The 22742-nt window shown below is 55.8% G+C and carries 17 protein-coding genes and 2 pseudogenes; 13 read left to right on the top strand and 6 right to left on the bottom strand.

Going from position 1 to position 22742, the window contains the following annotated elements; translation table 11 throughout:
- The first annotated feature begins 2 nt into the window (after positions 1-2).
- The 5 genes and pseudogenes from brxL (at position 3) to R6Y96_RS10460 (ending at position 4590) form a co-directional block, all read left to right on the top strand.
- Entirely contained in the window at positions 3-2039 is a 2037-nt protein-coding gene (gene brxL / locus R6Y96_RS05585) for a BREX system Lon protease-like protein BrxL (protein WP_318620217.1), read from the top strand.
- Between the two features lie 195 nt (positions 2040-2234).
- Positions 2235-2819 carry a helix-turn-helix domain-containing protein gene (locus tag R6Y96_RS10415; protein WP_404810313.1) on the top strand — a complete coding sequence of 195 codons (585 nt, stop codon included), beginning with the start codon at positions 2235-2237 and terminating at the stop codon, positions 2817-2819.
- Positions 2764-3057, top strand: a complete 294-nt coding sequence (locus tag R6Y96_RS10410; RefSeq protein ID WP_404810312.1) for a transposase — start codon at positions 2764-2766, stop codon at positions 3055-3057. Before R6Y96_RS10415 ends, R6Y96_RS10410 begins: the two co-directional genes overlap by 56 nt.
- Positions 3008-3286, top strand: a complete 279-nt coding sequence (locus tag R6Y96_RS10405) for a transposase (RefSeq protein WP_404810311.1) — start codon at positions 3008-3010, stop codon at positions 3284-3286. Before R6Y96_RS10410 ends, R6Y96_RS10405 begins: the two co-directional genes overlap by 50 nt.
- 190 nt (positions 3287-3476) lie before the next feature.
- A pseudogene (locus R6Y96_RS10460) lies at positions 3477-4590 on the top strand (ISH3 family transposase).
- 187 nt (positions 4591-4777) lie between these two features.
- On the opposite strand, the gene R6Y96_RS05575 reads toward R6Y96_RS10460, so the two are convergent.
- From R6Y96_RS05575 to R6Y96_RS05565, 3 genes are read right to left on the bottom strand one after another with little or no spacing between them, the layout of a single operon-like run.
- The gene (locus tag R6Y96_RS05575; RefSeq protein WP_318620214.1) at positions 4778-5428 is read right to left on the bottom strand and encodes a B3/B4 domain-containing protein; all 651 of its coding nucleotides are present in this window, start codon (positions 5426-5428) and stop codon (positions 4778-4780) included.
- A gap of 12 nt (positions 5429-5440) precedes the next feature.
- Entirely contained in the window at positions 5441-5722 is a 282-nt protein-coding gene (locus R6Y96_RS05570) for a type II toxin-antitoxin system RelE family toxin (RefSeq protein WP_318620213.1), read from the bottom strand.
- A 21-nt stretch (positions 5723-5743) separates the two neighbouring features.
- Positions 5744-5974: a hypothetical protein gene (locus tag R6Y96_RS05565; RefSeq protein WP_318620211.1), complete on the bottom strand. Its 231-nt coding sequence runs from the start codon at positions 5972-5974 to the stop codon at positions 5744-5746.
- A 163-nt stretch (positions 5975-6137) separates the two neighbouring features.
- On the opposite strand from R6Y96_RS05565, the pseudogene R6Y96_RS05560 reads away from it, so the two are divergent.
- Positions 6138-6377, top strand: a pseudogene (locus tag R6Y96_RS05560) (transposase); the annotation flags it as partial.
- 118 nt (positions 6378-6495) lie between these two features.
- Here the strand turns inward: R6Y96_RS05560 and R6Y96_RS05555 are convergent.
- Positions 6496-7002 carry a hypothetical protein gene (locus R6Y96_RS05555; RefSeq protein ID WP_318620209.1) on the bottom strand — a complete coding sequence of 169 codons (507 nt, stop codon included), beginning with the start codon at positions 7000-7002 and terminating at the stop codon, positions 6496-6498.
- A gap of 178 nt (positions 7003-7180) precedes the next feature.
- On the opposite strand from R6Y96_RS05555, the gene R6Y96_RS05550 reads away from it, so the two are divergent.
- Positions 7181-7426, top strand: coding sequence for a hypothetical protein (locus R6Y96_RS05550; RefSeq protein ID WP_318620207.1), 246 nt, complete (start codon positions 7181-7183; stop codon positions 7424-7426).
- A gap of 1050 nt (positions 7427-8476) precedes the next feature.
- Entirely contained in the window at positions 8477-8755 is a 279-nt protein-coding gene (locus R6Y96_RS05545) for a DUF5654 family protein (RefSeq protein WP_318620206.1), read from the top strand.
- A 789-nt stretch (positions 8756-9544) separates the two neighbouring features.
- On the opposite strand, the gene R6Y96_RS05540 is transcribed toward R6Y96_RS05545, so the two are convergent.
- Positions 9545-10102 carry a hypothetical protein gene (locus R6Y96_RS05540; RefSeq protein ID WP_318620204.1) on the bottom strand — a complete coding sequence of 186 codons (558 nt, stop codon included), beginning with the start codon at positions 10100-10102 and terminating at the stop codon, positions 9545-9547.
- A 169-nt stretch (positions 10103-10271) separates the two neighbouring features.
- Positions 10272-11081: a sulfite exporter TauE/SafE family protein gene (locus R6Y96_RS05535; protein ID WP_318620203.1), complete on the bottom strand. Its 810-nt coding sequence runs from the start codon at positions 11079-11081 to the stop codon at positions 10272-10274.
- A 365-nt stretch (positions 11082-11446) separates the two neighbouring features.
- Here R6Y96_RS05535 and brxF point away from each other — a divergent pair, with 365 nt between their 5' ends.
- From brxF to pglZ, 5 genes are read left to right on the top strand one after another with little or no spacing between them, the layout of a single operon-like run.
- Complete coding sequence (gene brxF / locus R6Y96_RS05530; protein WP_318620201.1) at positions 11447-11941, top strand: BREX-3 system P-loop-containing protein BrxF; 495 nt, start codon at positions 11447-11449, stop codon at positions 11939-11941.
- Positions 11938-15618, top strand: coding sequence for a DUF6079 family protein (locus R6Y96_RS05525; RefSeq protein ID WP_318620200.1), 3681 nt, complete (start codon positions 11938-11940; stop codon positions 15616-15618). The genes brxF and R6Y96_RS05525 overlap by 4 nt, the downstream gene beginning before the upstream one ends.
- A gap of 2 nt (positions 15619-15620) precedes the next feature.
- Positions 15621-18200 carry a DNA methyltransferase gene (locus R6Y96_RS05520; RefSeq protein ID WP_318620199.1) on the top strand — a complete coding sequence of 860 codons (2580 nt, stop codon included), beginning with the start codon at positions 15621-15623 and terminating at the stop codon, positions 18198-18200.
- Between the two features lies 1 nt (position 18201).
- Positions 18202-20811: a DEAD/DEAH box helicase gene (locus tag R6Y96_RS05515; RefSeq protein WP_318620197.1), complete on the top strand. Its 2610-nt coding sequence runs from the start codon at positions 18202-18204 to the stop codon at positions 20809-20811.
- Positions 20804-22735, top strand: a complete 1932-nt coding sequence (pglZ, locus tag R6Y96_RS05510) for a BREX-3 system phosphatase PglZ (RefSeq protein WP_318620196.1) — start codon at positions 20804-20806, stop codon at positions 22733-22735. The genes R6Y96_RS05515 and pglZ overlap by 8 nt, the downstream gene beginning before the upstream one ends.
- Positions 22736-22742: the final 7 nt, after the last annotated feature.

Genomic DNA, 22742 nt, shown 5'->3' with positions numbered 1-22742 from the left:
CCATGACAGAATTAGATGCCCTTGATCAGATGGCGGCTGACGTTTTTCCAGGCTACGTTGTCAGAAAAGACCTCGCAAAGAAGTTCAAAGACAATTACCCGGTCCCCACCTACGTTGCAGAGTTTCTAATCGGAAAATACTGTGCCACAACCGATGAAGATGAGATTAAGGATGGACTTGAGATAGTCCAGCGCCAGCTTGGTGAGCGCATCGTCCGTGCAGGAGAGCAAGAATTCTACAAAGCACAGGCAAAGGTACACGGCACAGTTAAAATCATAGACCTCATCACCGCCAGGCTCGATGCCAGGTCAGACTCCTTTCTCGCCACGGTCCCATCCCTCCTCCTGAACGATGTCCATATCTCATCAGACCTCGTCTATGAGCATGAACGGATGCTTACCGGCGGGTTTTACGCGGAGATCGATCTTGCATACGCTGATCCGGAGAGCAACCGCCCGTTCTCTATAACTCGCCTGCGCCCAATCCAGCTCTCAAAGAGGAACGTCCTCGACGATGTCGCCCGTGGGCGTGAGAAGATGTCAATTCAAGAGTGGAAGGATTTCCTCATCAGGAGCATCGGGATAGAACCCTCCTCTCTATCCCCAAGAGCACAGGACGTCCTCTTTCTCCGCATGGTCCCCTTTGTCGAGAAGGGTTACAACATGATCGAACTCGGCCCCCGTGGAACAGGAAAGAGTTACCTATATCAGCAGATCAGCCCCTACTCCCATCTGGTCTCGGGTGGAAAGGCAACGGTTGCAAAGATGTTTGTAAACAACGCAACCGGTCAGCGCGGTCTCGTATGCCAGTATGATGTTGTCTGTTTCGACGAGGTTTCGGGGATAAACTTTGACCAGAAAGATGGCATCAACATCATGAAAGGGTACATGGAAAGCGGGGAATTCTCCCGTGGCAAGGAGAGCATCAGGGCGGAGGGTGGAATTGTTATGCTCGGCAACTTTGAGATTGATGTCGAGCACCAGCAGCGTGTGGGCCACCTGTTCGGTCCGCTGCCAAGAGAGATCCGAGATGATACCGCGTTCATGGATAGGATTCACAGTTATGTGCCGGGCTGGGATTTCCCGAAGATCCATCCAAACATGATGACAGAGCACTATGGTCTCGTCAGCGATTTCCTGAGTGAGTGCTGGAGGCAACTCAGAAGCGAGGACAAACTCCACCTCATAAACGACCGCGTCTTCTTCGGGGATGCCCTGAGCGGACGCGACCGCCGGGCCGTGAACAAGACGGTAAACGGTCTCCTGAAACTTGTCTATCCCTCGTCAGATATGGAGATCTCTGATGATGTCCTTGAGTGGGCGGTGCGTCTGGCTCTCGAGTGCCGTCGCAGGGTCAAAGAGCAACAGAAACGGATCGGTTCTGCGGAGTTCCGCAACACCATGTTCAGCTACAAACTCGGTATGGACGGGATTGAACAGTACGTCGCAACCCCGGAGTTACATAACGAAAATGAGATAGGGCAGGACCCACTACCGCCAGGCCAGGTCTGGGCGATCGGTCCGGGGGAGGAGAACGAAGGAAGCGGCATTTATAAGATTGAGGTCACGGTGACACCGGGTTCATCCGTACGCCTGATCAATGTAAAAGCACCGGCCGGACTTCGCGAGGGGCTCCGCGCTGCAGAACAGGTCTTCTATACGCAGGCCAGATCGCTTATAGGTGACCGGGACCCGAGGGAGAGTGAATTCTCCGTTCAGGTCCGTGCACTCACCGCGGTAAAAGGTGCCTCTTCACTTGGAATGCCGCTTCTCCTTGCCCTCTGCTCAGCAGCGCTTGGTAGAAGCCTCAAAGGTGGCGTGGTGATTGGTGGGGGCATGAGCGTGGGCGGAACCGTCGAGCCGGTCTACAACGCACTGGATATGGTGGAGTTAGCCGCAGAAAAAGGGGCTACGGCAATCCTGCTGCCGGTATCCTGCCGGAGGCAACTCAACGATATGTCGGACGACCTGGCGTCCCGGTTGATGATCATCTACTATAAGGACCCAAGGGACGCCCTGTTCAAGGTTCTTGGTGAGTGAGGTTGCTCGAGCAGGCTAGTTCCATCTCCCCTTTCAACCATACACCCTAACCTCCTGCATATGTCAGGCGCACGTGGCAACTATTCTCACGATAGTGTAGTGGCTCATTTCACCACCACTCGCTTTACCTCCTTCTTGTATGCTCAAGGTTGCCAGGATATATTGCGCCCATACAATTTTTAGACGCTGCAGTTCATGCGACCTTTTCGACTCTATTGTAACGTCATAATTCCTACAGTATATCAATATAGAATCACATCACATCCAGAATACGGGGATACAATTGCGAAAACTCTTGGTGAAGGACGCCGCATCTGCAGTCCGGGTGATCGGAAGACGCACGGTACGCTTCCCCGGTTACATGGAGTTCTTCTCGTAGCGAAGGGTTACGATTGTTACGAGGTAGCAGAGATCCTGGGGCACTCCCCGACAACTATCGAGAACTGGGTAAATACATACAATACCCGCGGTGTGGAAGGGCTGCACGATGACAGTCGTCCGGGAAGACCGTCCCGAATCTCGGATGCAGTAAAGGACCAGATTGACCAGGACCTTCGGAAGAATCCCCGAGATTTAGGATATTCGCAGAACCTGTGGGACGGGAAGCTCCTGAGCCATCACCTGAAGGAGAGATACCAGATCACACTCGGGATTAGACAGGCCCAGCGCCTCTTCCATCAACTGGGATTCCGACAGCGAAAACCCCGACCAGTTATCTCACGAGGTGACCCGGTCGCTCAAGAGGCGTTTAAAAAAACTTGCAGAACTGGAGAAGGATGATACTCTCGAGATCTGGAGGTTGGATGAGTGCCACTTTCAGCAGCATGGGTCGCGGTGCACCATGTGGATACCTCCAGAGGAGAGGGATCCAGTGGTATTGCAGGAACACACACGATTCCATATCAGTGTCTTCGGGGCAGTGGCGATTGGAACTGGTCGCTTAGTGCACCAGTTAAGTGAGACTTTCAATGCAACCACTTTCCAGGACTTTCTCGAGAAACTTCTCTCCTTTTCGTAAAAGAGACCGGGCCCTATGCCTGATCCTGGACAACAGTCGATACCATCATGCAAAAATGCTCAAGCCTTGGCTGGAGAAGCATAAGGAAGAGTTGATCCTTGAATTCCTTCCTCCCTATAGCCCTCAACTGAATCCGATCGAGCGAGTGTGGAAAGAGACTCGAAAGAGGGCTACTCATAACAAGTATTTCTCCACCCTCTCGGATCTTGCTTCTGCGATTGAACCTTAACTCCCGCACTTTTTAGGCGCAGGGGGCAGACTATTCTCACGGTAGTGGCTCCTTTCACCACTATTCGCTTTATTTCCCTCTTTTATGCTCAGGTTCAGTACTTCGCTAATTTGAGAACCCCCATATTCTTCGCTGGACTCAGAAACCAGCACAAAAACGAAAGATCTATATAGTTTGCAGGCACCTCCTCATGCCTTTTACCAAAAGCAAGAAGACGACCTTGCAGAAAGAGTACCAACCTCACACCGCAAGAATGTTGTGCTCACGCCGTTGCGGCGCTGGATCAGCACCTGACCATCTCGATCCAGGGTCGGCTCACCCAGACCGACCTGTTTCAGGCTCTGGTCGGCATGGCCGCGATGCAACAATCGATTCACTCGATCACCGGGTTGTTGGAGCACGTGCCCTGTGAGACATCCTTCCGTTACCACCTCAAGAAACTTGATATGGACGAGTTAGAGGAAAAGAGCGCTGCGATCTCCTCGCCCATACGGTGTACCAGGTTCTCAAGCCCGGGAGCGCGTATCAGTTTGCGATTGACTACACCAACGATCCGTACTACGGGAAGACCTCCGAGGAGAATGAACCATACATCCTCAGAAGCAAACGCAAGCAATCGACGAACGAGTTCTATTCCTATGTCACCCTCAACGTGACCACCAGAGGTCGGCTACATCGCCCGGTACCTCGACCGGATCACCGAACTCGGCCTCGAAGTTGAAGTACTCTGTTTGGATCGGGAGTTCTATACCCGGAAGGTCTTCGGGTTTCTGACCCAGGTGCAGGTGCCATTCATCGTCCCCGTCAAGAAGCAGAGCAACCGCATGAAAGAGTTGCTCCAGGGAACGCAGTCACGGTATGCCGAGTATCAGATGAGGGGAAAACCACCACTTCCCCTGACGATTGCCATTGCTGTGAAGTATGCGAAGGGGAGACGAGGAAAACACGGCGCTGAGAACCTGGGCTACGTTGTCGGCGGTATTACCTGGCATCCGCTCCGGGTACACCGGATCTATCGATCACGGTTCTCGATCGAGTCGTCGTATCGGATGCGCAACCAGGTGAGACCTAGGACGAGCACAAGAAACCCCGTGATCCGGTATCTCTATGCGATCATCTCTTTTCTGCTGAAAAACGTCTGGGTCGCTCTGCTCTGGATACATTTCTCGCCGGTGAAGCAGGGACCGCGAACGATTGTAATGTGCGCGTTTCGATTCGACAGTTTTCGACTCATGATCTGGGAGGCAACCCGGGTATCGATGGGGATGGTGAAAGGAATTGCTGTGTTACGGCAACGGGTTTAGAGAAAGGATGGTGGAACAAAGTCAAACAGAAGGAGAGGTGAGGGAAATTTAGCGAAGTACTGATGCCTGTTTCGGCAACCGGCTGGTCTGGATCATGCTTCAGAGGAGCAATGCGAGAGACGGGTTTATGACCCGCAGTAAAACAGCCCAAGATACAGGGAGAGCGCAGGCCCGCTCATTCTCAACATCACCGGATGCCGAAAGCGTGTTCCCGCAGGTATGCGACGACCAGTTCGTATGCCGAATGGACCTTCTCCCGCTCAACCCCCGGCACGCCGCATGCCACGATGTGAACCGTCGTTGTGGCGCGGGTAATCTTCGTTGCATCCGAGTCGCGGTACGGGTAGACGGCGACGATCGCATCCTCATCCGTCAGGATAACCTGGTTCCTACGGAGCATGACGGGCGCTGCCATCCCGATGCCGAGGAACTCCTCGCCCTCTTCAGCAAACCGCATCGCGAGATCCCCGACCAGGGTATCGGCATCGAACGCCGCAATGGGTATGCCTGTGCGGACCGAGGCCAGGTTATAGGCATCCACCGCGGTGTTGATCGCCGGGAGCGTCTTCCCGGCCAGGATCCTTCTCACCAGCGCTTCCGAGGCGGGCCGCGTTTTGGTCGGATCGACGCCCACCTTCCAGAAGAAGTCCCTGTATGCCCTGAACAGGGGTTCGTCCTTGATCCTCTCCAGCGTATACCGCTCCCGTATCGAGCGGGCGACCTCGTCGCCCAGGGCTTTTAGGGCCGGGGCCGTCTCCCGGATCGAGAGCGGGCCGATAACGCCCTCTGCGACCGAGAGGCCGGGAAAGGCGGCAAGGATATCCTTATGAATCTGCATGGGTCGTCCTCCCTACCTGCGGGAGTACTCCTTATGGGCTTTCTCGATCGTCATGATCTTCTCGATCTTGACGATGCTCTCCTCATGCTCGATGATATAAAATACCGTGAAAGACCTGCCGATATGCAGGCGATAGACTGCAGGAGGGTGGGGGTACTCGAGTTTTTCCTTGTTTCCTCCCGGAAAGGGGTCTTCTTTGAGTTCCAGGATCTTTTCGACGATGATGCGCCGGGTTTTTGGGGGGAGCTTCTTCACGAACTCCCGTGCCCTTCGCTCAATGACAAGAGTAAACACGCTCTCCTGCTCCCCGGCGCGTCAGTCGTCCTGCAAGATATCGTCCGGGTCAAAGGCTACGAACTCGCCGGTCTCATCAATCTCGGCGATCATCCGCCAGTCCCGATAATCCTGCTCGCGCCGGATCATCTGGCTAAGTAGTTCATCGTAACTCTGCCCAGCCTCCTTGAGGTTGTGCAGGTCCCTCCAGGTGGGCTCTTTGACGGGGATACGCTTGATCTGATTGCCTGCTTCACTCGAGCTGGAAGACATATGTGTATTCTCAGTCAGCGTGATACTTATACTTGTGCATATTTGCCACAATGTGCCATATGATCATCCGGGTGCTGTGCCGGATCGGTAGCGTAACGAAAGTTCTGTAAAATGGAATTGGCCCTGGATCCAACCTAGATTTAGACAAAGGAGAAACAGGGCCATGGATCCCTTAGCGTTAATCGGAGATTATCTTTCCGATCAGGAGAATGGCATGAAGACCCTCATCACCGGGTTCCTCAACCAGGTGATGCTCGCAGAGGCCCTCCAGCAGGCAGGAGCTGCCCGGTACGAACGCACCGATGCGCGGAAGGCGCATCGGAACGGCTACAAGGACCGATCCCTCAAGACCCGATACGGGGAGACAGTCCTCCGGAAACCCCAGTTCCGCGAGTTCCCGTTCTAGACGCAGGTCTTCGGGCGCTATGCCCGGGTGGAGAAAGATGTGAGAGTCTGGAGAAGAGGGGATTGCTAAATGCGAGGTGTGTGCGGGATGAAAGTGAAGGGGGCGAGAGGCCCCTTCAGTCCAGCGACGCAACAGCGTCGGCCCAGGTCTCGACCGTGTCCCTGATGGCCTCATCCTGGTAGGACGAGAGCCTGAGGGTCTTCCTCGTGAAGGTGAGGTAGTAGTCGTCACCCGAGGGGTCGTGGCACCGCAGCTGCGCGTAGTAGGTCTCGTGCGGGAGGTCGCGGAGGGCGGTGCCGCCCATCGCAGCCTCGAGAGCCGCGTTGCCCATTACTTCGGCGGCGTTCGCCTCGAAGGCTGCGATCGTCGGCGAGTTGAGAGAGACCGTCCCGACACGCTTCCCATCACCGTCGATGAAGTTCACCTTCGCGGTGTAGTGCTCGCGGTTGAGGACGACCGGCTCGATATACTCCCCGTCGGAGGTGGTGTAGCCGACACAGCCGAAGGGGTTGTCGTCGATGACCGACTGGACGAGGTTGTTAAACGCCGTTACGTTGGGGATCGGGACCGAAAGTTCCCGGACCGCCGTTCTGTTTACAGTACTCAGCACAAAGTCTGCCATGGGTTCTGTCTCCTGCCTGCCAGGGTTCCCGGGAATGTGACAGACAACTATAGGGTTGGTGGGAGAGGGTATCAGCCTGACTGTATCAAAAACGCTGGATCTTGCCCGGATTCACCAATATATCCTTTACCGTATGGCTTTTCGATTCAGCCGACCCATACTCCCACAGGAGGAGACCATGACCACCGAGAAGACCACCCGGGAGCTCGTCTACGAGACGAACCGCGACGTGAAGTGGATATGCCGGACGCTTCAGCGGATGGAGGCCAGGGACGAGGATTTTGAGGCCCGGCTGCGTGCGCTGGAGGGGTGGCAGGCCGAGAAAGCGGGCGAGGAGCGGAGGGTCTCGACGGTCAGCGCCGGGGCCGGCGGGGTCGTCGGCGGGGTGGTGGCGGTGCTGATCAGGGTCTTTGGGGGCGGATGAGGCGGATCACAGACCAGGACAATCGAAGGAATGCCGTGAAATGATGACTTCACAATCTGCGCACATTTCGGATCGGAAAATGTGGCAGGAATGTGACAATCACATTCCAGTCATGTTCGATCCCTCAACCGGGCTGCATTATACCTGTCCAGATGAGTGATCTGTCTGACTTCGGCGTTAGACATCATCTAATCGCCCCACACTGCCCCGCCCCCTCTCGAGGGGGCGGGAGGAGGCAGCGAAGCGGCCGGGAGGCGGGGGTGTCTCTACCTCCGACGGAAAAAGAGTGTCTGGTTGATATGCAGGAGACGGGGGCGGGGGATATGTTCCATCCCCCTCCCCGTCAGCCCCTCCCCCAGGGGGGTGATACCTCATAGATACAGTGCCAGTGAATAGCATCCCTTCACCCGGTTTCAGGCGAGAACCTCACCGAAGATCCTGTCTCTCCCCATGTGCACGGCCATCGTGCCAATCGCCAAACACTTGCCCGCCCCCTATCGAGGGGGCGGGAGGAGGCCGCGGAGCGGCCGGGAGGTGGGGGTGATCTATAAATACCGTTCAACGGGAAACGCGAGCGACAGGGGAAGGGGCGTTCCGCCCCCTCCCCGTCAGCCCCTCCCCCACGGGGGCGATTTCCCATAGATGCCGTGCCCTGCAAAGCGTCAACCAGAGCGTCGGTGAAAACCCTCCGAAGAATCCTGTTCCCGTCCCCTGACACGGCCATCTGGCCAATCGCCACGCACTGCCCGCCCCCTATCGAGGGGGCGGGAGGAGGCCGCGGAGCGGCCGGGAGGTGGGGGTGATCTATAAATACCGTTCAACGGGAAACGCGAGCGACAGGGGCGGGGAGAAGTCCCGTCCCCCTCCCCAGGGTGCGATTCCCCATCGATACGGTGCAACGGAGAGCATCCCCTCACCCGGTTTCAGGCGAGAACCTTCCGGCTAATTCCACTCTTCTCCCACGGCTGAACAGCCGGGAGGCGGGGTGTCACTCGGGGTCGTCCCGCTCATACCCCGGGCATACCACAGAAAGGGTTATCTGGCAAAAACGTGCACCCTCTCGTCGGTGGGTTTATTACGTCTTTCAAAGTTGAGGTCATCGATAAGATGGCCGCCCTTATCACGGCGGCGTTCGGTCTGATCGCCGCTCTTGCCTGGAACGGCGCCATCCAGGAACTCTTCGATATCATTTTTGGGGAGCGGAGCACGCTTGTTGCGATGTTTGTCTACGCTGTCGTTGTGACTATCATCGCTGTGATTGCGGTCGTCCTGATTGGCCGCGCTGCGGCGAAGGCAAAGATGGCGGATGAGGCCGAGAGCGGGCACTAAAAGACGGCGCATCATCCATCTTCTGGCCCCACCACTTTTTGAAAGACCCGCGCTCAACCTTGCAGCCGCAGAGAGAGGCCATGCCGCATCCCTATATCGCTTGTCGTCCCCGCTCGTAGATTCTAATCGCCTGCGCATATCGATCACCGGCTGGGAATCCAGGTATGACCGTATCAGCCTTGAGCCGCTGGAGCGCCAGAGCGTCCTTCACGTCTTACACACAGGGTAGTGATCGCACACGGTATATCAGCCTCCTTTGACGAATCGTTCAATATGGCCTCCCTGACCTTTTTCGGTAACTCTCTTTTGCTATCACGCGAGAATGTAGATCTCCGATCTCGGTTTTGCCCTGCCTGCCTGCGGCGTGGGAGCCAAAAGGAGTGTATGACCACGGTATCGCGTTGCTTTATACCCTCTATCGTGTGACCTGCCTTCTGTGACTGATTCCCATTCCCGGACGCAATGACGGAAAGACGGATAAATAAACCCCGGGTTGGACGGTGATGACGATCCAGGAAAGAAGGAGAACCTGCTGGATAGGTCACCTGCCGCTCCGTCTTGCAGGACGCTTGATATCGCTCTGCACGACGTTCTTCTTCGACGAGAAGTAGTCCAGCGACGCCATCGATAATGCCCTTCAGGACTCCAGGCACTGCTGCTGCATGTTGACTGTCTGCAAGCAACCTCTTTTGCCGAAATTCAGTCGCTGAAAGACTCTCCTCATGCCCGATCAGGGCGTCCTCCGGGTAGATGCTTCTGGCCGACCCTGCAGTAACCTGTCAAAGATCTTCATGCGCCGCCTCTCAGGTGATCAAGGTATGACTCTATATTCATCCCGGCAAGAAACGCGGCTTTCTCAAGACTTACCTTCCGGTACAGCGACGCCGAAAGAGGGGCTCTCCTTTGCTGGATCTTGCGTAGCCTTCTGGACTCGTGGGCATATTCAGGATAGGTGACGTAGACGAAGAGGAGGAGATCATCCACGCTGAGGTCGTTGAGGAACTCCTTGAAGTCGTCTATTGCTTCGGACTCCTCGGGATGGAGCGCGGAGCAGACCTTCTCCCAGACAAGGGTATAGCCCCCTTCCGATCTCCTCACAACGCCCAGGGCGATGAGACCATCCGGCGCAACCTCGGCAGACTCGCTGTACGGCCCAAACTGGTGGGGGGCGGAGTCTGCCTCGTCTCCGATCCGCTCGATGCAGTTCCCGATGAGAAAAAGTTCTTTCTGGAATATGACATCCCCAAAAACGGCAGGGTTGCCTCCTGCATGCAGCAGGTGGAGGATCCCCAGATCCAGGTCGGAGAGGCTCTCAGTTATCTCATCGAGGGTGAAATCCACGGTCATCTTCAACCTCGCCCATCGGAGTCAGGCTGCCCGCCCCGGATGTGCTGTGTATAGTTGTTGTGCGTATGCTTGTGTCCATCAGGACTCATGGTGATGCCATCCGAGCGGGGTATCGATCCGATGGCCTCATATTACACCGCCGGCACCTTTTTGACGGGTGGGTCTTCCCTCACCCCCCGGCCACGACCCGCGTTGCGATCATGGCAACCCCGAGAGCCGCCAGGACAAAACCTATGATCCGGCCAAGCGTCCTCTCGCTGACCCTGTTTGCTATACCGGCACCGATGCCGGCGGCAAGCACGGTGGGGACGCTTGCAATCAGCGCTGCCTGTATATCGATGTTGGAGTGGATGATGTAGCCCGCCGTGCCCGATGCGGCGGTTACCATCATTATGAACGAGGATGTCCCGACCGCCAGGTGGACGGGGTAGCGGAGCACAAATATCAGGATCAGCAGGATCATCCCCCCGCCGCCGGCGCCAAAGAGCCCGCACATCATGCCGACGAAGACACCGAGGCCAAGCGCGGTGAACTGCTGGCGCCGGGTCTGCACCGGGAGCCGGGGCGAGTCGATCTCGCCGCCGGCGGCGGCGAGACCGGGACGGCCAAGCCCCTTCAGCCAGAGGTAGACCCCGGTCGGGATGAGCATCAGCGCGAAGAGCCCGCTCATCCCGACCGCCGGTATCATATCGGCAACCCTGCTCCCCGCCAGGGCGCCGCCGACCGAGCCAAGCGCTATCCAGAGCCCTGGCCGGATGTAGACGTTCTGGTGGCGGTGGTAGATGGTGGCGGTCACGACCGTTGCTATGACGTCGATGAGGAGGCTGGTGCCGATCGCGGTGTGGACGGGGAAAGATAGCAGGAGCGTCAGCATGGGCACCACCACCATCACCCCGCTGCCCCCCATGATCCCGACCATCACCCCGGCGCCGCTGCCGATGGCAAGTATGATGACGGTCTCGATGAGGGAGAATGCCATGAGAGATGAGATTTATAGCCGGGGGGTATTAAGGGATCTTTTTTTCCGGCGGCGGGGGGGATCCGCTCAAGACCGGATCGGAGATCCGGGCCCGGAACCCGTGTTCGGTCTCAACGGGTTGTGCACGCCCGGAGCCGAGAGTGCAGGGAGATCCCCGCGGCAAGACATCTGCGGGATGGGGGTGAATTACGCCGAGGTTCTGCGGCTGGCCCCTTTTCCCCCCTCTCCATCGTCGGGAGAGATCTGTTCAATAGATCTTTCTGAGCAGAGTTTTTGATTCCAGGATCACTGGCCAAAGAGCCACAAACTCACCTGGGGGTATCGACAGTTCAATTTTTAAGATACATTTATCGGTTCTTATTCTCATGCATTGTATGATGATTCGGGAGGCTCTCGACTCGGTTTCGCTTAAAAATACCAGATTAATCATCCTGACCGGTCGGTCAGGAAGAGAGATTTCCGCTGTGTTGCGCAACTGCGAAGATCAGTTTGGCTTTCCACGCATCAACGTGAACACTGAGCTGAGTCGAGGACTCCTTGATTTACCTCCTTGCGACCGTCCTATTATGGCCGAACGCTTACTTCACGAGATTATCATGAAGGTAGAGGGTGAGGCAGTGCTGCTCGATAGAACCGAGGTGTTGTTCTCCCGCGACCTGGCTCTCGATCCATTCCGTTTACTGAGCAATCTCGGGCGTTACAAAACCGTAATCGCCGCATGGAACGGAGATTATGATGGATCGGAACTCGTGTACGCTTATACCGGCCATGATGACTACCGGAGGTATGGCAGGAATCATCTTGGTGATACCCCGATCCTATCGGTATCATCAAATGGGAGGGGGTGTGTTGTGGCATGAAATACGGCGATCTCGTTCGGTTTGATCCTATTGAAGATGTAGTTCAGTTGCGAGAGGCGGATAAAAAGGATGAGGCCCGGCGCCTTGTGGAGACATATGTCATCTCGGATGGGATGGCGAAGAATCTCATCGAGGTTCTTATACCTCACCTTGAACTGAACACAACGCTCGACAAGAAAGGGCTGCTGGTTGTTGGGAATTATGGTACCGGTAAGTCGCACCTGATGTCGGTTGTCAGTGCCGTTGCAGAGCACGCGGATCTTGTGGAGCATCTCCAGAGCGATGACATAAAGGAGCCTGTAAAGAAGATTGCAGGTCAGTTTAAGGTTATCAGGACAGAGATCGGAGCTGTTCGGCAATCGCTTCGTGATATCGTCTGTGGTGAACTCGAGAGAAACCTGGCAAAGATTGGTGTGGACTACTCGTTTCCTCCTGCAGACAGATTGGTGAACCACAAGGATGCCTTTATCGCGATGATGAATGCATTCAACGAGAAATACCCCGACAAAGGGTTGCTTCTCGTCGTTGACGAACTCCTTGACTATCTGCGTTCACGGCAGGAGCAGGAGTTGATACTGGATCTCAACTTTATGCGTGAGATCGGTGAATCCTGTCGTCTGAGCAGGTTCCGGTTTATGGCCGGGATCCAGGAGGCGCTCTTTGACAACCCGCGGTTTGAGTTCGTTGCTGAGTCAATGAGGAGGGTCCAGAAGCGGTTTGAGTCGGTGCGGATAGTCCGGACGGATGTCTCGTATGTTGTGGCTGAACGGTTGCTGAAGAAGACGCCAGAACAAAAGGCAATGATCCGGCATCATCTTGGAAAGTTCACCGCACTTTATGGGGATATGAACGAACGGCTTGATGAATACGTTGCTCTCTACCCCATCCACCCGGCATACCTGGAGATCTTCGAGAAACTTTTTGTTGTTGAGAAAAGGGAGATCCTCAAGACGTTGAGCAGGGATGTTAAAAAACTCATTGAAGAGGAGGTCCCAACAGACAGTCCGGGCCTGCTCTCTTACGACCACTACTGGGAACCTCTCAGCACCGATACGTCGTTGCGGACAAATCAGGATATCCGGGAGGTTATCGAAAAAGGTCAGATCCTTGAAGGGATCCTGAACCGATCGTTTCAGAGGAAACAATACCTCCCATCTGCGATCAGGATTGTTCATGCCCTCTGCGTCCATCGTCTCACGACAGGCGATGTGAGTTCCCCGATTGGGTTGACGCCGGAAGAGATCCGGGATGATCTCTGTATCTATCTCCCTATACCGGAGCAGGATTCGGAGTTCCTGCTCACCACAATCGAGTCGATACTCCGTGAGATCGGAAAGACCGTCAGCGGGCAGTTCATATCGCATAATGATGAGAACGATATGTATTACATCGATGTTCGGAAGGACATTGATTATGACGCAAAGATCGAAGAGCGGGCCGATTCCCTGGATAAAGGGATACTGGATCGCTACTATTTCGAGGTCCTGGCCGGGGTGATGAAGACACCGGGATCGACCTATGTGCCAGGCTACCGGATCTGGGAGCATGAGGTCATCTGGAGGGATCGGCAAGCCGGGAGGTCTGGCTACCTCTTCTTTGGAGCGCCCAACGAACGGTCGACCGCCCAGCCGCCACGCGACTTTTACATCTACTTCCTCCAGCCATACGATCCGCCGCTCTTCACGGACGAACTGCGGTCGGATGAGGTCTTCTTCAGGTTAAGCAGGATGAACGAGACTTTCGAGACTGCTCTAAGGTTATATGCCGGCGCGAGGGAGATGTTCACTAACTCTTCGGGGTCGAACCGCAGCATATACGGAGCCAAGGCGTCCGAGCACCTCAAGACGATCACAAAGTGGCTGCGGGAGAACATCATCACCGCATACGACGTGACGTACCAGGGGGTGACCCGGCCCCTGGTTGAGCTGGCAAAAGAGGGGGGGATAAACACTTCGGGGGATATATCGGATACCATCAATGACATCTCAGCCCACTGTCTTGCGCCCCACTTTGAGGAGATCGCCCCGGATTACCCCCATTTCTTGCAGGTTATACGGTCTAAAGAGCGGGAAGAGGCGATGAAGGATGCCATCAAGTGTATAAGCGGTGTCCGCGTACAGCGCGGCATTGCAGTTCTTGACGGTCTCAACCTGCTTGAAGACGGTTCTATCAATACTGAGAATTCCGTATATGCCCGCCACATCAATGATCTCATCCGGAGCAGGGGGGTTGGTCAGGTGCTGAACCGGAGCGAGATCATCGGCGGCCAGAGGGGTGTCGAGTATGATCTGCGGTTCCGGCTTGAGCCTGAGTTTGTTGTCGTTGTTATTGCCGCCATGGTATACCATGGGGATGTGGTGGTGGCGTATCCGGGGAAGAAGATTACAGCCGCAAATTTTGAGGACCTCACCAGGATGAGTGTTGCTGACCTGACAGCGTTTAAACACCTTGAACTGCCAAAAGAACCGCCGATCGAGGTGCTTGCCGAACTCTTCTCTCTCATCGAGATATCACCAGCACTTGTCCGGAACTCCGCAACCCACCGGGAAGCGGTGAAGCAGTTGCAGGCACGCGTGGCCGGGTTGATCGAAGAGGTTGTTGCGGCTAAGGAGGTGTTGAAGAGTTCTCTGACGCTATGGGGGCAGAGCGTTCTTGACGAGAGCAGAAAAGAGGATGCTGCCCGGAAACTTGATGACCTTAAGGTCTTCCTCGAGTCGCTCCAGCGGTTCAAGACGGAGGGGCAACTCCGGAACTTCGGCAGCAGCCGGGCTGATGTGCGCAAGCAGCAAAAGAACCTGGAGGTTATGCGGGAGATCGGGGATCTGGATAAGTTCTGTAGGCGTGTCGCGCCGGTTACTCAATACCTCGCAGAGGCAGAGAGGGTCCTGCCTGACGATAACCCTTTTCTGCAATCGCTGGTTGAGCAGAAAAAAGCCCTGTTGGAGAAGATCAGAGATCCGGAGACTCAGAAGACCAAAGAGTTCCAGAGGGAGTTCGAACGGGAACTGAACCGGTTGAAAAAGGAGTACATCGACGAGTACCTGCGTCTCCATGGTGCGGCGCGCCTGGGTGTCGAGGGGGACAACCGGAAGAAGAGGTTAATGAAGAGTCCTGCCCTCAAGGCAATCCGGGAGCTCTCGAGCATCGAGATCATGCCGAAGGGTGATCTGACCCGTTTTGAGGCGGAACTGACACGCCTGAAGCCGTGCTTTGCGCTGGATAGTAGCGCTCTTGAGAACTCAGTGACCTGCCCGTACTGTCAGTTCAGGCCGGCGGATGAGGAGATATCCGCGCCACTGGAGAACATTCTTTCGGCGCTTGAGGACAGGCTGGATGATCTCTACAATAGGTGGACGCAAACACTGCTGGAGAACCTCAGCGACCCGGCGGTCAGCACAAGCCTTGAAGCCCTGAAACCCGATGAGAGGAAACTGGTTGAGGATTTTATGGCGGCAAAAGAGCTTCCGGAGAAGATATCTGTCGAGTTTGTGAAGGCGATGCAGGAGGTTCTTTCGGGGCTTGTGAAGGTGACAATCACCAGGGATGCTCTGATGGATGGCCTGAAGGGGAATGGGTCGCCCTGCACGGTGGACGAGTTCCGGAACCGGTTTGAGGGTTACATCAAATCCTTGACAAGAGGCAGGGAGGAGCGGGAGATCCGTATTGTGGTGGAGTAGGGATGAACGGTAAAAAATACGAGTTGACAAAGGAGATTCTTGACTCTCTGCGTGATGTTGAGGGGTTCCCAATTGGAAAGGACGAAGATATCATTGCGCTTTCCGACCCGCCCTACTACACTGCGTGCCCGAATCCCTGGATCGGGGAGTTCATCGAGCGCTACGGGCGGCCGTATGACCCGGAGGAGAGGTATGAGCGGGAGCCGTTTGCGGCTGACGTGAGGGAGGGGAAGAACGATCCCATCTACAACGCTCATTCCTACCACACGAAGGTGCCGCACAAGGCGATCATGCGCTACATCCTTCACTACACCGATCCCGGCGATATCGTCTTTGACGGTTTCTGCGGGACGGGGATGACAGGGGTGGCGGCACAGATGTGCGGCAATCCAGACCCGGAGTTCAGGGAGAAGGTTGAGCGGGAGATGCCCGACGTGGTGTGGGGTGCCCGCCGGGCGGTCCTCTGCGACCTCTCGCCGGCGGCAACCTTCATCGCCTACAACTACAACAACCCGGTGGACCCGGTGGAGTTCGAGCGGGAGGCGAAACGGATCCTTGCCGAGGTGGAGAAGGAGTGCGGCTGGATGTACGAGACGAACCATCTCGTGGATGGGAAGGTCCAGTTTAAAGCCGACCTGGACGGCACCAGAACCCCGGTGAAGGGAAGGATCAACTACACGGTCTGGAGCGATGTCTTTGTCTGCCCATCGTGCTCCGAGGAGATCGTCTTCTGGGAGGCGGCGGTGGACCAGAAGGAGGGGAAGGTCCGCGACGAGTTTCCCTGCCCGCACTGCGGCGCGATGATGACGAAGCGCTCGCTCGAGCGGGCATGGGAGTACGTCCATGACGAGGCCATCGGCGAGACGGTGCGGCGGGCAAAGCAGGTGCCGGTCTTGATCAACTACTCGGTCGGGAAGAAACGGTTTGAGAAGGTGCCGGACGAGAACGACCTTGCCCTGATCCAGAGGATCGAAGAGGTGGAGATACCCTACTGGTATCCGACGGATCGGATGCCTGATGGGTACAATACCGAACAGCCTAAAGTATCACATGGTTTTACTCATTTTCACCATTTTTATACGAAGCGAAGTCTTGCCTGTCTAGCAGTATTATGGAACTGTTTCAGGTTTCAAGACAGAAAAATAACCTCTCGTTTATTATACTCTTTTACATCTCTCTACCAACGTGTGACTAAGATGGCAGAGTATCGGAAGGGTGGGGGAAGTGGTAATATTCCTAACTTTTATATCCCTTCGTTTAATTGGGAGCCAAACGTTTACGAAGTCTGCAAAAGGAAATTAAGAAATATAATAACGGCGTTAATAGCAATGTCGCTTTGTCGTTCACAGAATACCATTTCCACTCAGTCTGCTGGGCAATTGCATCAGATTAAGAGCAGTAGCACTGATTACATTTTTACCGATCCACCATTCGGTGGGAACATAATGTATTCGGAAATGAACTTCCTCTGGGAGGCCTGGCTCCGGGTCTTCACGAACAACCACTCCGAGGCTGTCGTCAACAGAGTCCAGCGCAAGGGGCTTCCGGAGTACCAGGCGCTGATGGAGCGGTGCTTCGCCGAGAACTACCGCATCTTAAAGCCGGGGCGCTGGATGACCGTGGAGTTCCACAACTCCCAGAACAGGGTCTGGATGGCGATCCAGCAGGCATTGACGCGCGCCGGGTTTATCATCGCCGACGTCCGCACCCTGGACAAGAAGCAGGGCACCTTCAAACAGGTCACCACCACCAGCGCCGTCAAGCAGGACCTCATCATCTCCGCCTACAAACCCAACGGCGGGCTGGAAGAACGGTTCAAACTCACCGCCGGAACGGCGGAGGGCGTCTGGGACTTCGTCCGCCAGCACCTCAGACACCTGCCCATCGCCCCGGAGAAGGACGGCATCCTCCAGTACGTCCCTGAGCGGCAGAAACACCTCCTCTACGACCGCATGGTTGCGTTCCACGTCCAGCGCGGGATCATCGTCCCCATCTCCGCCGCGGACTTCTACCTCGGGCTCTACCAGCGCTTCCCCGAACGCGACGGCATGTACTTCCTCCCCGACCAGGTCCCCCTCTACGAACAGAAACGCCTCGCAGCGAGCCGGGTCGAGCAGGTCTCCCTCTTCGTCCACGATGAGAAGAGTGCCATCCGGTGGCTGCGTATCCAGCTCAGCGATCACCCGCAGACCTACCAGGAGATCCAACCGAAGTTTATGATCGAGTCCCGCAACACCGACCGCCACGAGGCCATGCCGGAACTTGCCGACCTCCTCGAGCAGAACTTCCTCAAAGACGAAGAAGGGCGATGGTACGTGCCCGACCCCAACAGGGAGGCCGACCTTGAAAAACTGCGGGAGAAAGCACTGCTCAGAGAGTTTGAGACTTACAAGACCACAAAAGGCAGGCTCAAAGTCTTCCGCACCGAGGCCGTCCGTGCCGGCTTCAAGAAATGCTGGTCAGAACGCGACTACGACATGATCATTGAGATCGGCGACCGACTGCCGCCTGAAATCCTGCAGGAAGACGACGTTCTCCTGATGTACTACGACAATGCAGAGACAAGACTCGAAAACAACTGATATGGAGTTGGAGCAGCAACCCGGCGACTGGGTCTGGCATCCGGATTTAGCAGAACCTGTGCAGATCATCACCATCCAGCACCTCTGGGGAAAGAAGAGTTACAGGGTCTGGGTGCCGGGCAGAAACCGCATCCTTCTCGCCGATGAAGATGCACTCACCCCGTTAAACCGTTCCAAACCGCTGAACAGAAACGAGATCATCTACCGCGCCGCCGCAGCAAAGATAATCGAGATCTACTCCCGTGAAAGGCTCCTCGCCCCCCTCAACTCCCGGGTCGTCCCCCTGCCTCACCAGATCTACGCCCTCTCCCGCGCCTGCGCACGCGACCCGGTGCGCTGCCTTTTCGCCGACGAAGTCGGCCTCGGAAAGACCATCGAAGCCGGCCTTGTGGTAAAAGAACTCAAACTTCGCAGAAAGGCCTCCAGGATACTTGTCGTCGCCCCACGCGGCCTCGTAAACCAATGGGTCTCAGAGATGTGGACACACTTCCAGGAAGAGTTCGTCCCCATAATCCCTGGAACCACCGGGAACCAGGTTCCCGGAGGCAGGAAGATCTGGACGCTGTTTGACCAGATCGTTGTCCCGCTCGATGCCATAAAACCCATGAAACGCCGCCGGGGATGGACGCCAAAAGAGATCCACGACCACAACCAGCAGCGGTTTCATGACCTCGTCAACGCCGGCTGGGACCTCATCATAATCGATGAAGCGCACAAACTCGCCGGCACAACCAGTCAGGTCGCACGCTTCAAACTCGGCCGCGCCCTCGCAGACCACACCCATCATCTCCTTCTCCTCTCCGCCACACCACACCAGGGCAAGACCGATGCATTCCTCCGGTTGATGAGCCTCATTGACAAAACAAGGTTCCGTGAAGATAGCCCGATCGACCGCGACGCCATAACTTCGTCCATCGTCCGCACCGAGAAGAGAAACGCCATCGATGCGGAGGGAAAACCCCTCTTCAGACCACGCAACACCCGTATAATCCGTGTCGAGTGGAAAGAAGAACACAGACTCCAGGCCGAACTCTACGAACAGGTCACCGAGTACGTCAGAACCGGATACAACCGGGCGCTCAAAGAGAAAAGAAACTACATCGGCTTCCTGATGGTCCTGATGCAGCGCCTCGTATCCAGCAGCACCCGATCGATACGAAACACACTTGAAAAACGTCTATCAGTGCTCCAGGACCAGCCGCCCCCCAGGCCTGAAGAACCTCTCGACGAAGACTGGTGGGACCTTGAGACCGAAGAGCGGGTAGAACAGATGGTCAACAGTTCCCCGCCTGCAGACCCCGATGAACGTGAAGAGGTGCGCCGTCTCCTCGATCTCGCTCGCCGCTGTGAGGCAACCAGACCCGACGCCAAGACCGAAGAGGTCGTCAACCTCATGTTGACCCTCCGTGCCCGGGAGAACAACCCCAACCTGAAATTCCTCATCTTCACCGAATTTGTCCCCACACAGACGATGCTTGCCGAATACCTCGAAGCACGCGGGTTCCGTGTGGTCCTCCTCAACGGCTCGATGAGCATGGAAGAACGCCAGAAAGCCCAGACCTCCTTCTCCAGGGATGCACAGGTGATGATATCTACAGAAGCGGGGGGAGAAGGACTCAACCTTCAGTTCTGTCACATTGTCATCAATTACGACATGCCATGGAACCCGATGCGGCTCGAACAGCGTATCGGTCGGGTTGACCGTATCGGCCAGACCCACGACGTTCAGGTCTACAACCTGGTCTTCTCCGGAACCGTCGAGGAGCGTGTCCACGAGGTCTTGCTCGAAAAACTGCTGGTCATCCTGAGCGACCTCGGTTTCGACAAAATCAGCGACGTCCTCGACTCCAGCGAGGCCGAGCGGACGTTCGAGAACCTCTTCATACACTCGATCATCAACCCGGAGAAAGCAGACACCTACCTCGAAGACTTCATCGCCTCATTATCCGAGCGGGCAAAACAGGAACGCGAATCTCTCTCATTTTTCCAGGATGATCCGGTGCTCGACACCATCGAGGTACAGGAGCACCTCAGGAACCCCCTCCCCGCCCTGACGGAACAGATGGTTGCAAACTATATCCTCTCCCGTGGAGGAAAGGTTGGAAAGACCATCTCCGGCTATGACCTCGTATGGCCGGACGGCTCAACACAGAGCGATGTATTCTTTGATAAAAGTGCATCAGAACCCTCTTTGGGAACACTTCTCACCGTATCCGACCCCCGGGTTGCAGAACTGCTCACACAGTCTTCCATAGTTCATCCAGAGATGCCCATGAAGCGTATAAAGATACCCGGTCTCCCTGAAGAGGTCTCTGGCATATGGTCGCTCTGGCGGCTGGTGGTCTCTGGCCCCTCTGGCGTCCGGGTGCACGCCATCCCTTACTTCATCAACGATGACGGCCGTACACTCCGTGTAAGTGCACGCCAGATCTGGGATACCCTCATCCGTGGCGAGTTTATAGAGACGGGAGTGACCTGCACTGACCGTTCGACCCTGGACCGCAGCAGAGAGGGCGCGGAGAATGCCGGGAGAGAACAGATCCTCGAGAGAACCGGTATACCTGAGATCTATCCCGTGATCATCCTGAGGGTGGAAGGCGGCAATGTCTGACTGGCGTGAAGAAATACTGGAGAACCTGCTGCAGGATGACAGACCTCTGATTATTGCTCTGGACCCCGACGCACTTGTCCTGGAGGAGGGGATCCAGCAGGCAATCCTGAACCGGGGGTATGATATCGTCTCGTATAACGATCCTTTCTCGTTTCGGATAGTGTATGAGTCAGAATACCGCGAACGCCTGGAACGCTGGAGAGACGATCCAGTGAAACTGATTGTCAGGTTCCCTCACGACCGGAGGGGATCGGTTCCCTTCGACCTGCTCAGGGACGGTTCCTGTGTGACCGTAAGAATCAACGACATATTCCCGCTCTTCAGTTACCCCGTCGTCCGCTTGCTTGAACCGGTTTACTACGACGCGCTTTATGAATCCGCAAAAAACTATCGTGGCGAAAGGATGGGCGACGCAAAGACCCGGGAGTACATCCTCAAAACGGTCTTTCGGATCGCTCCGGACGAGATCAGGGATCCAACCGACCTTGTCTCCCTCCTGTGCAGGATTCATTACGAGAGAAAAGTGGTTCCTGAAGAACTTGTGAACCACTGTCTCGAAATCTGGACGAGGCTCGGTATCGGAAAGGAGGAGATCCGTCCCCTCTTCAACCGCGACCGTTTCATGAATTACCTGCAGAGCCAGTGGGTTCGATATATCAACGCCAGTGATACCTCTGAGATACATTTCGATCACCAGGAGATCAGGCTATACGTTGAAACCTTCTTCCTTGAAGGCTCATTAAAGCCCATCGAGGTTGACGACACGGCCACACTCCCGGAGTGGGCAACCTGTGGCATTATACGCGACCCTCTGGCCGATGCGCGCCGTCATCTCCGGAACCTGCTCTCGAAGATATCAGAGAGCATCCCGGGGGAGAACGCACGATACGCAGACTGGAAGCAGATCGCCAGGTTATGGGCCGGGGCTATAATGATCCGCGGAAAACTCCATACCTCGCTTCACCGGGGGGAGTCAGAAGAGTTCGACCGGCTGCACCTCTCTATCGAGTCTGCGTTCAGGGACTGGCTTCTTGCTCATTTCAAATCGCTTCCAAACCAGCCGTACCTCCCCGCACCCGTGATGGTCCACCATATCCCTCATTTCATCGCCCACGAACTTGCCAGGAATGGTGGAAGGATAGCGCTGATAGTTATGGACGGTATGGCCATCGATCAGTGGTTGATCATCAAAGAGGCGCTGGGCAACGAGTTCTCTTACCGCGAAGACTCTGTGTATGCATGGGTGCCGACCATCACATCCATATCCAGGCGGTCTCTCTTTGCCGGCGAGACCCCGGCGTTCATCGAGCACACCCTTGGCGGAGAGACGGATGAGGAGCGTCTCTGGCGGAGGTTCTGGTCAGGTAGTAGTGGGTTTGAAAGACTCTCCGTCGGTTTCTCGAAGGGGCATCACCTCATCAATGAGTCGGAGGTCGATGAACTACTGCATGATGCCATGCCATCGATACTCGGGCTTGTTGTAAACACCATCGACAACCTCATGCACAGAACAACCATGGGGACGCCTGAACTGCACAGCGACATCAGACTCTGGTTAGAGAAGAGCGTCTTTCCGGACCTGCTTGCAGGTTTGCTCGAACGAGGTTACGCTGTCTACATCACCGCCGACCACGGCAACGTGAGCGCAGAAGGTGTAGGCCGCCTCAGCCAGGGGTTGCTTGTCGAAGAGACCAGTGCACGGGCAAGGCTCTATGACCGTGCCGTGTTCATGGAGCAGGCACATTCAAAGTACCCAGAAGACTCGTTTGCATGGGAAGGGGATTATCTCGGGACCGGCCACTCCGTGCTGATCGCCGACGCTCTGAAGGCGTTCTCTGATCCCGGTAAAGAAGTTGTCTCACATGGTGGGGTATCGATCGAAGAAGTGATTGTCCCATTCATCAGAGTTATGAGGGTGCAATAATGTCGAG

Source organism: Methanoculleus receptaculi (genome assembly GCF_033472595.1).
GTDB classification, from domain to species: domain Archaea; phylum Halobacteriota; class Methanomicrobia; order Methanomicrobiales; family Methanoculleaceae; genus Methanoculleus; species Methanoculleus receptaculi.
Note: the sequence above shows the minus strand (reverse complement) of the source record. Positions and strands in the feature narration are given on the sequence as shown.

Excerpts from the sequence above, each read along its gene's own strand:
- brxL (WP_318620217.1), top strand. The coding sequence starts at position 3 with ATGACAGAATTAGATGCCCTTGATCAGATGGCGGCTGACGTTTTTCCA.
- R6Y96_RS10415 (WP_404810313.1), top strand. The coding sequence starts at position 2,235 with ATGCGACCTTTTCGACTCTATTGTAACGTCATAATTCCTACAGTATAT.
- R6Y96_RS10405 (WP_404810311.1), top strand. The coding sequence starts at position 3,008 with ATGCAACCACTTTCCAGGACTTTCTCGAGAAACTTCTCTCCTTTTCGT.
- R6Y96_RS05575 (WP_318620214.1), bottom strand. The coding sequence starts at position 5,428 with ATGCAGATTCATAAGGATATCCTTGCCGCCTTTCCCGGCCTCTCGGTC.
- R6Y96_RS05565 (WP_318620211.1), bottom strand. The coding sequence starts at position 5,974 with ATGTCTTCCAGCTCGAGTGAAGCAGGCAATCAGATCAAGCGTATCCCC.
- R6Y96_RS05555 (WP_318620209.1), bottom strand. The coding sequence starts at position 7,002 with ATGGCAGACTTTGTGCTGAGTACTGTAAACAGAACGGCGGTCCGGGAA.
- R6Y96_RS05550 (WP_318620207.1), top strand. The coding sequence starts at position 7,181 with ATGACCACCGAGAAGACCACCCGGGAGCTCGTCTACGAGACGAACCGC.
- R6Y96_RS05540 (WP_318620204.1), bottom strand. The coding sequence starts at position 10,102 with ATGACCGTGGATTTCACCCTCGATGAGATAACTGAGAGCCTCTCCGAC.
- R6Y96_RS05535 (WP_318620203.1), bottom strand. The coding sequence starts at position 11,081 with ATGGCATTCTCCCTCATCGAGACCGTCATCATACTTGCCATCGGCAGC.
- brxF (WP_318620201.1), top strand. The coding sequence starts at position 11,447 with ATGCATTGTATGATGATTCGGGAGGCTCTCGACTCGGTTTCGCTTAAA.
- R6Y96_RS05525 (WP_318620200.1), top strand. The coding sequence starts at position 11,938 with ATGAAATACGGCGATCTCGTTCGGTTTGATCCTATTGAAGATGTAGTT.
- R6Y96_RS05520 (WP_318620199.1), top strand. The coding sequence starts at position 15,621 with ATGAACGGTAAAAAATACGAGTTGACAAAGGAGATTCTTGACTCTCTG.
- R6Y96_RS05515 (WP_318620197.1), top strand. The coding sequence starts at position 18,202 with ATGGAGTTGGAGCAGCAACCCGGCGACTGGGTCTGGCATCCGGATTTA.
- pglZ (WP_318620196.1), top strand. The coding sequence starts at position 20,804 with ATGTCTGACTGGCGTGAAGAAATACTGGAGAACCTGCTGCAGGATGAC.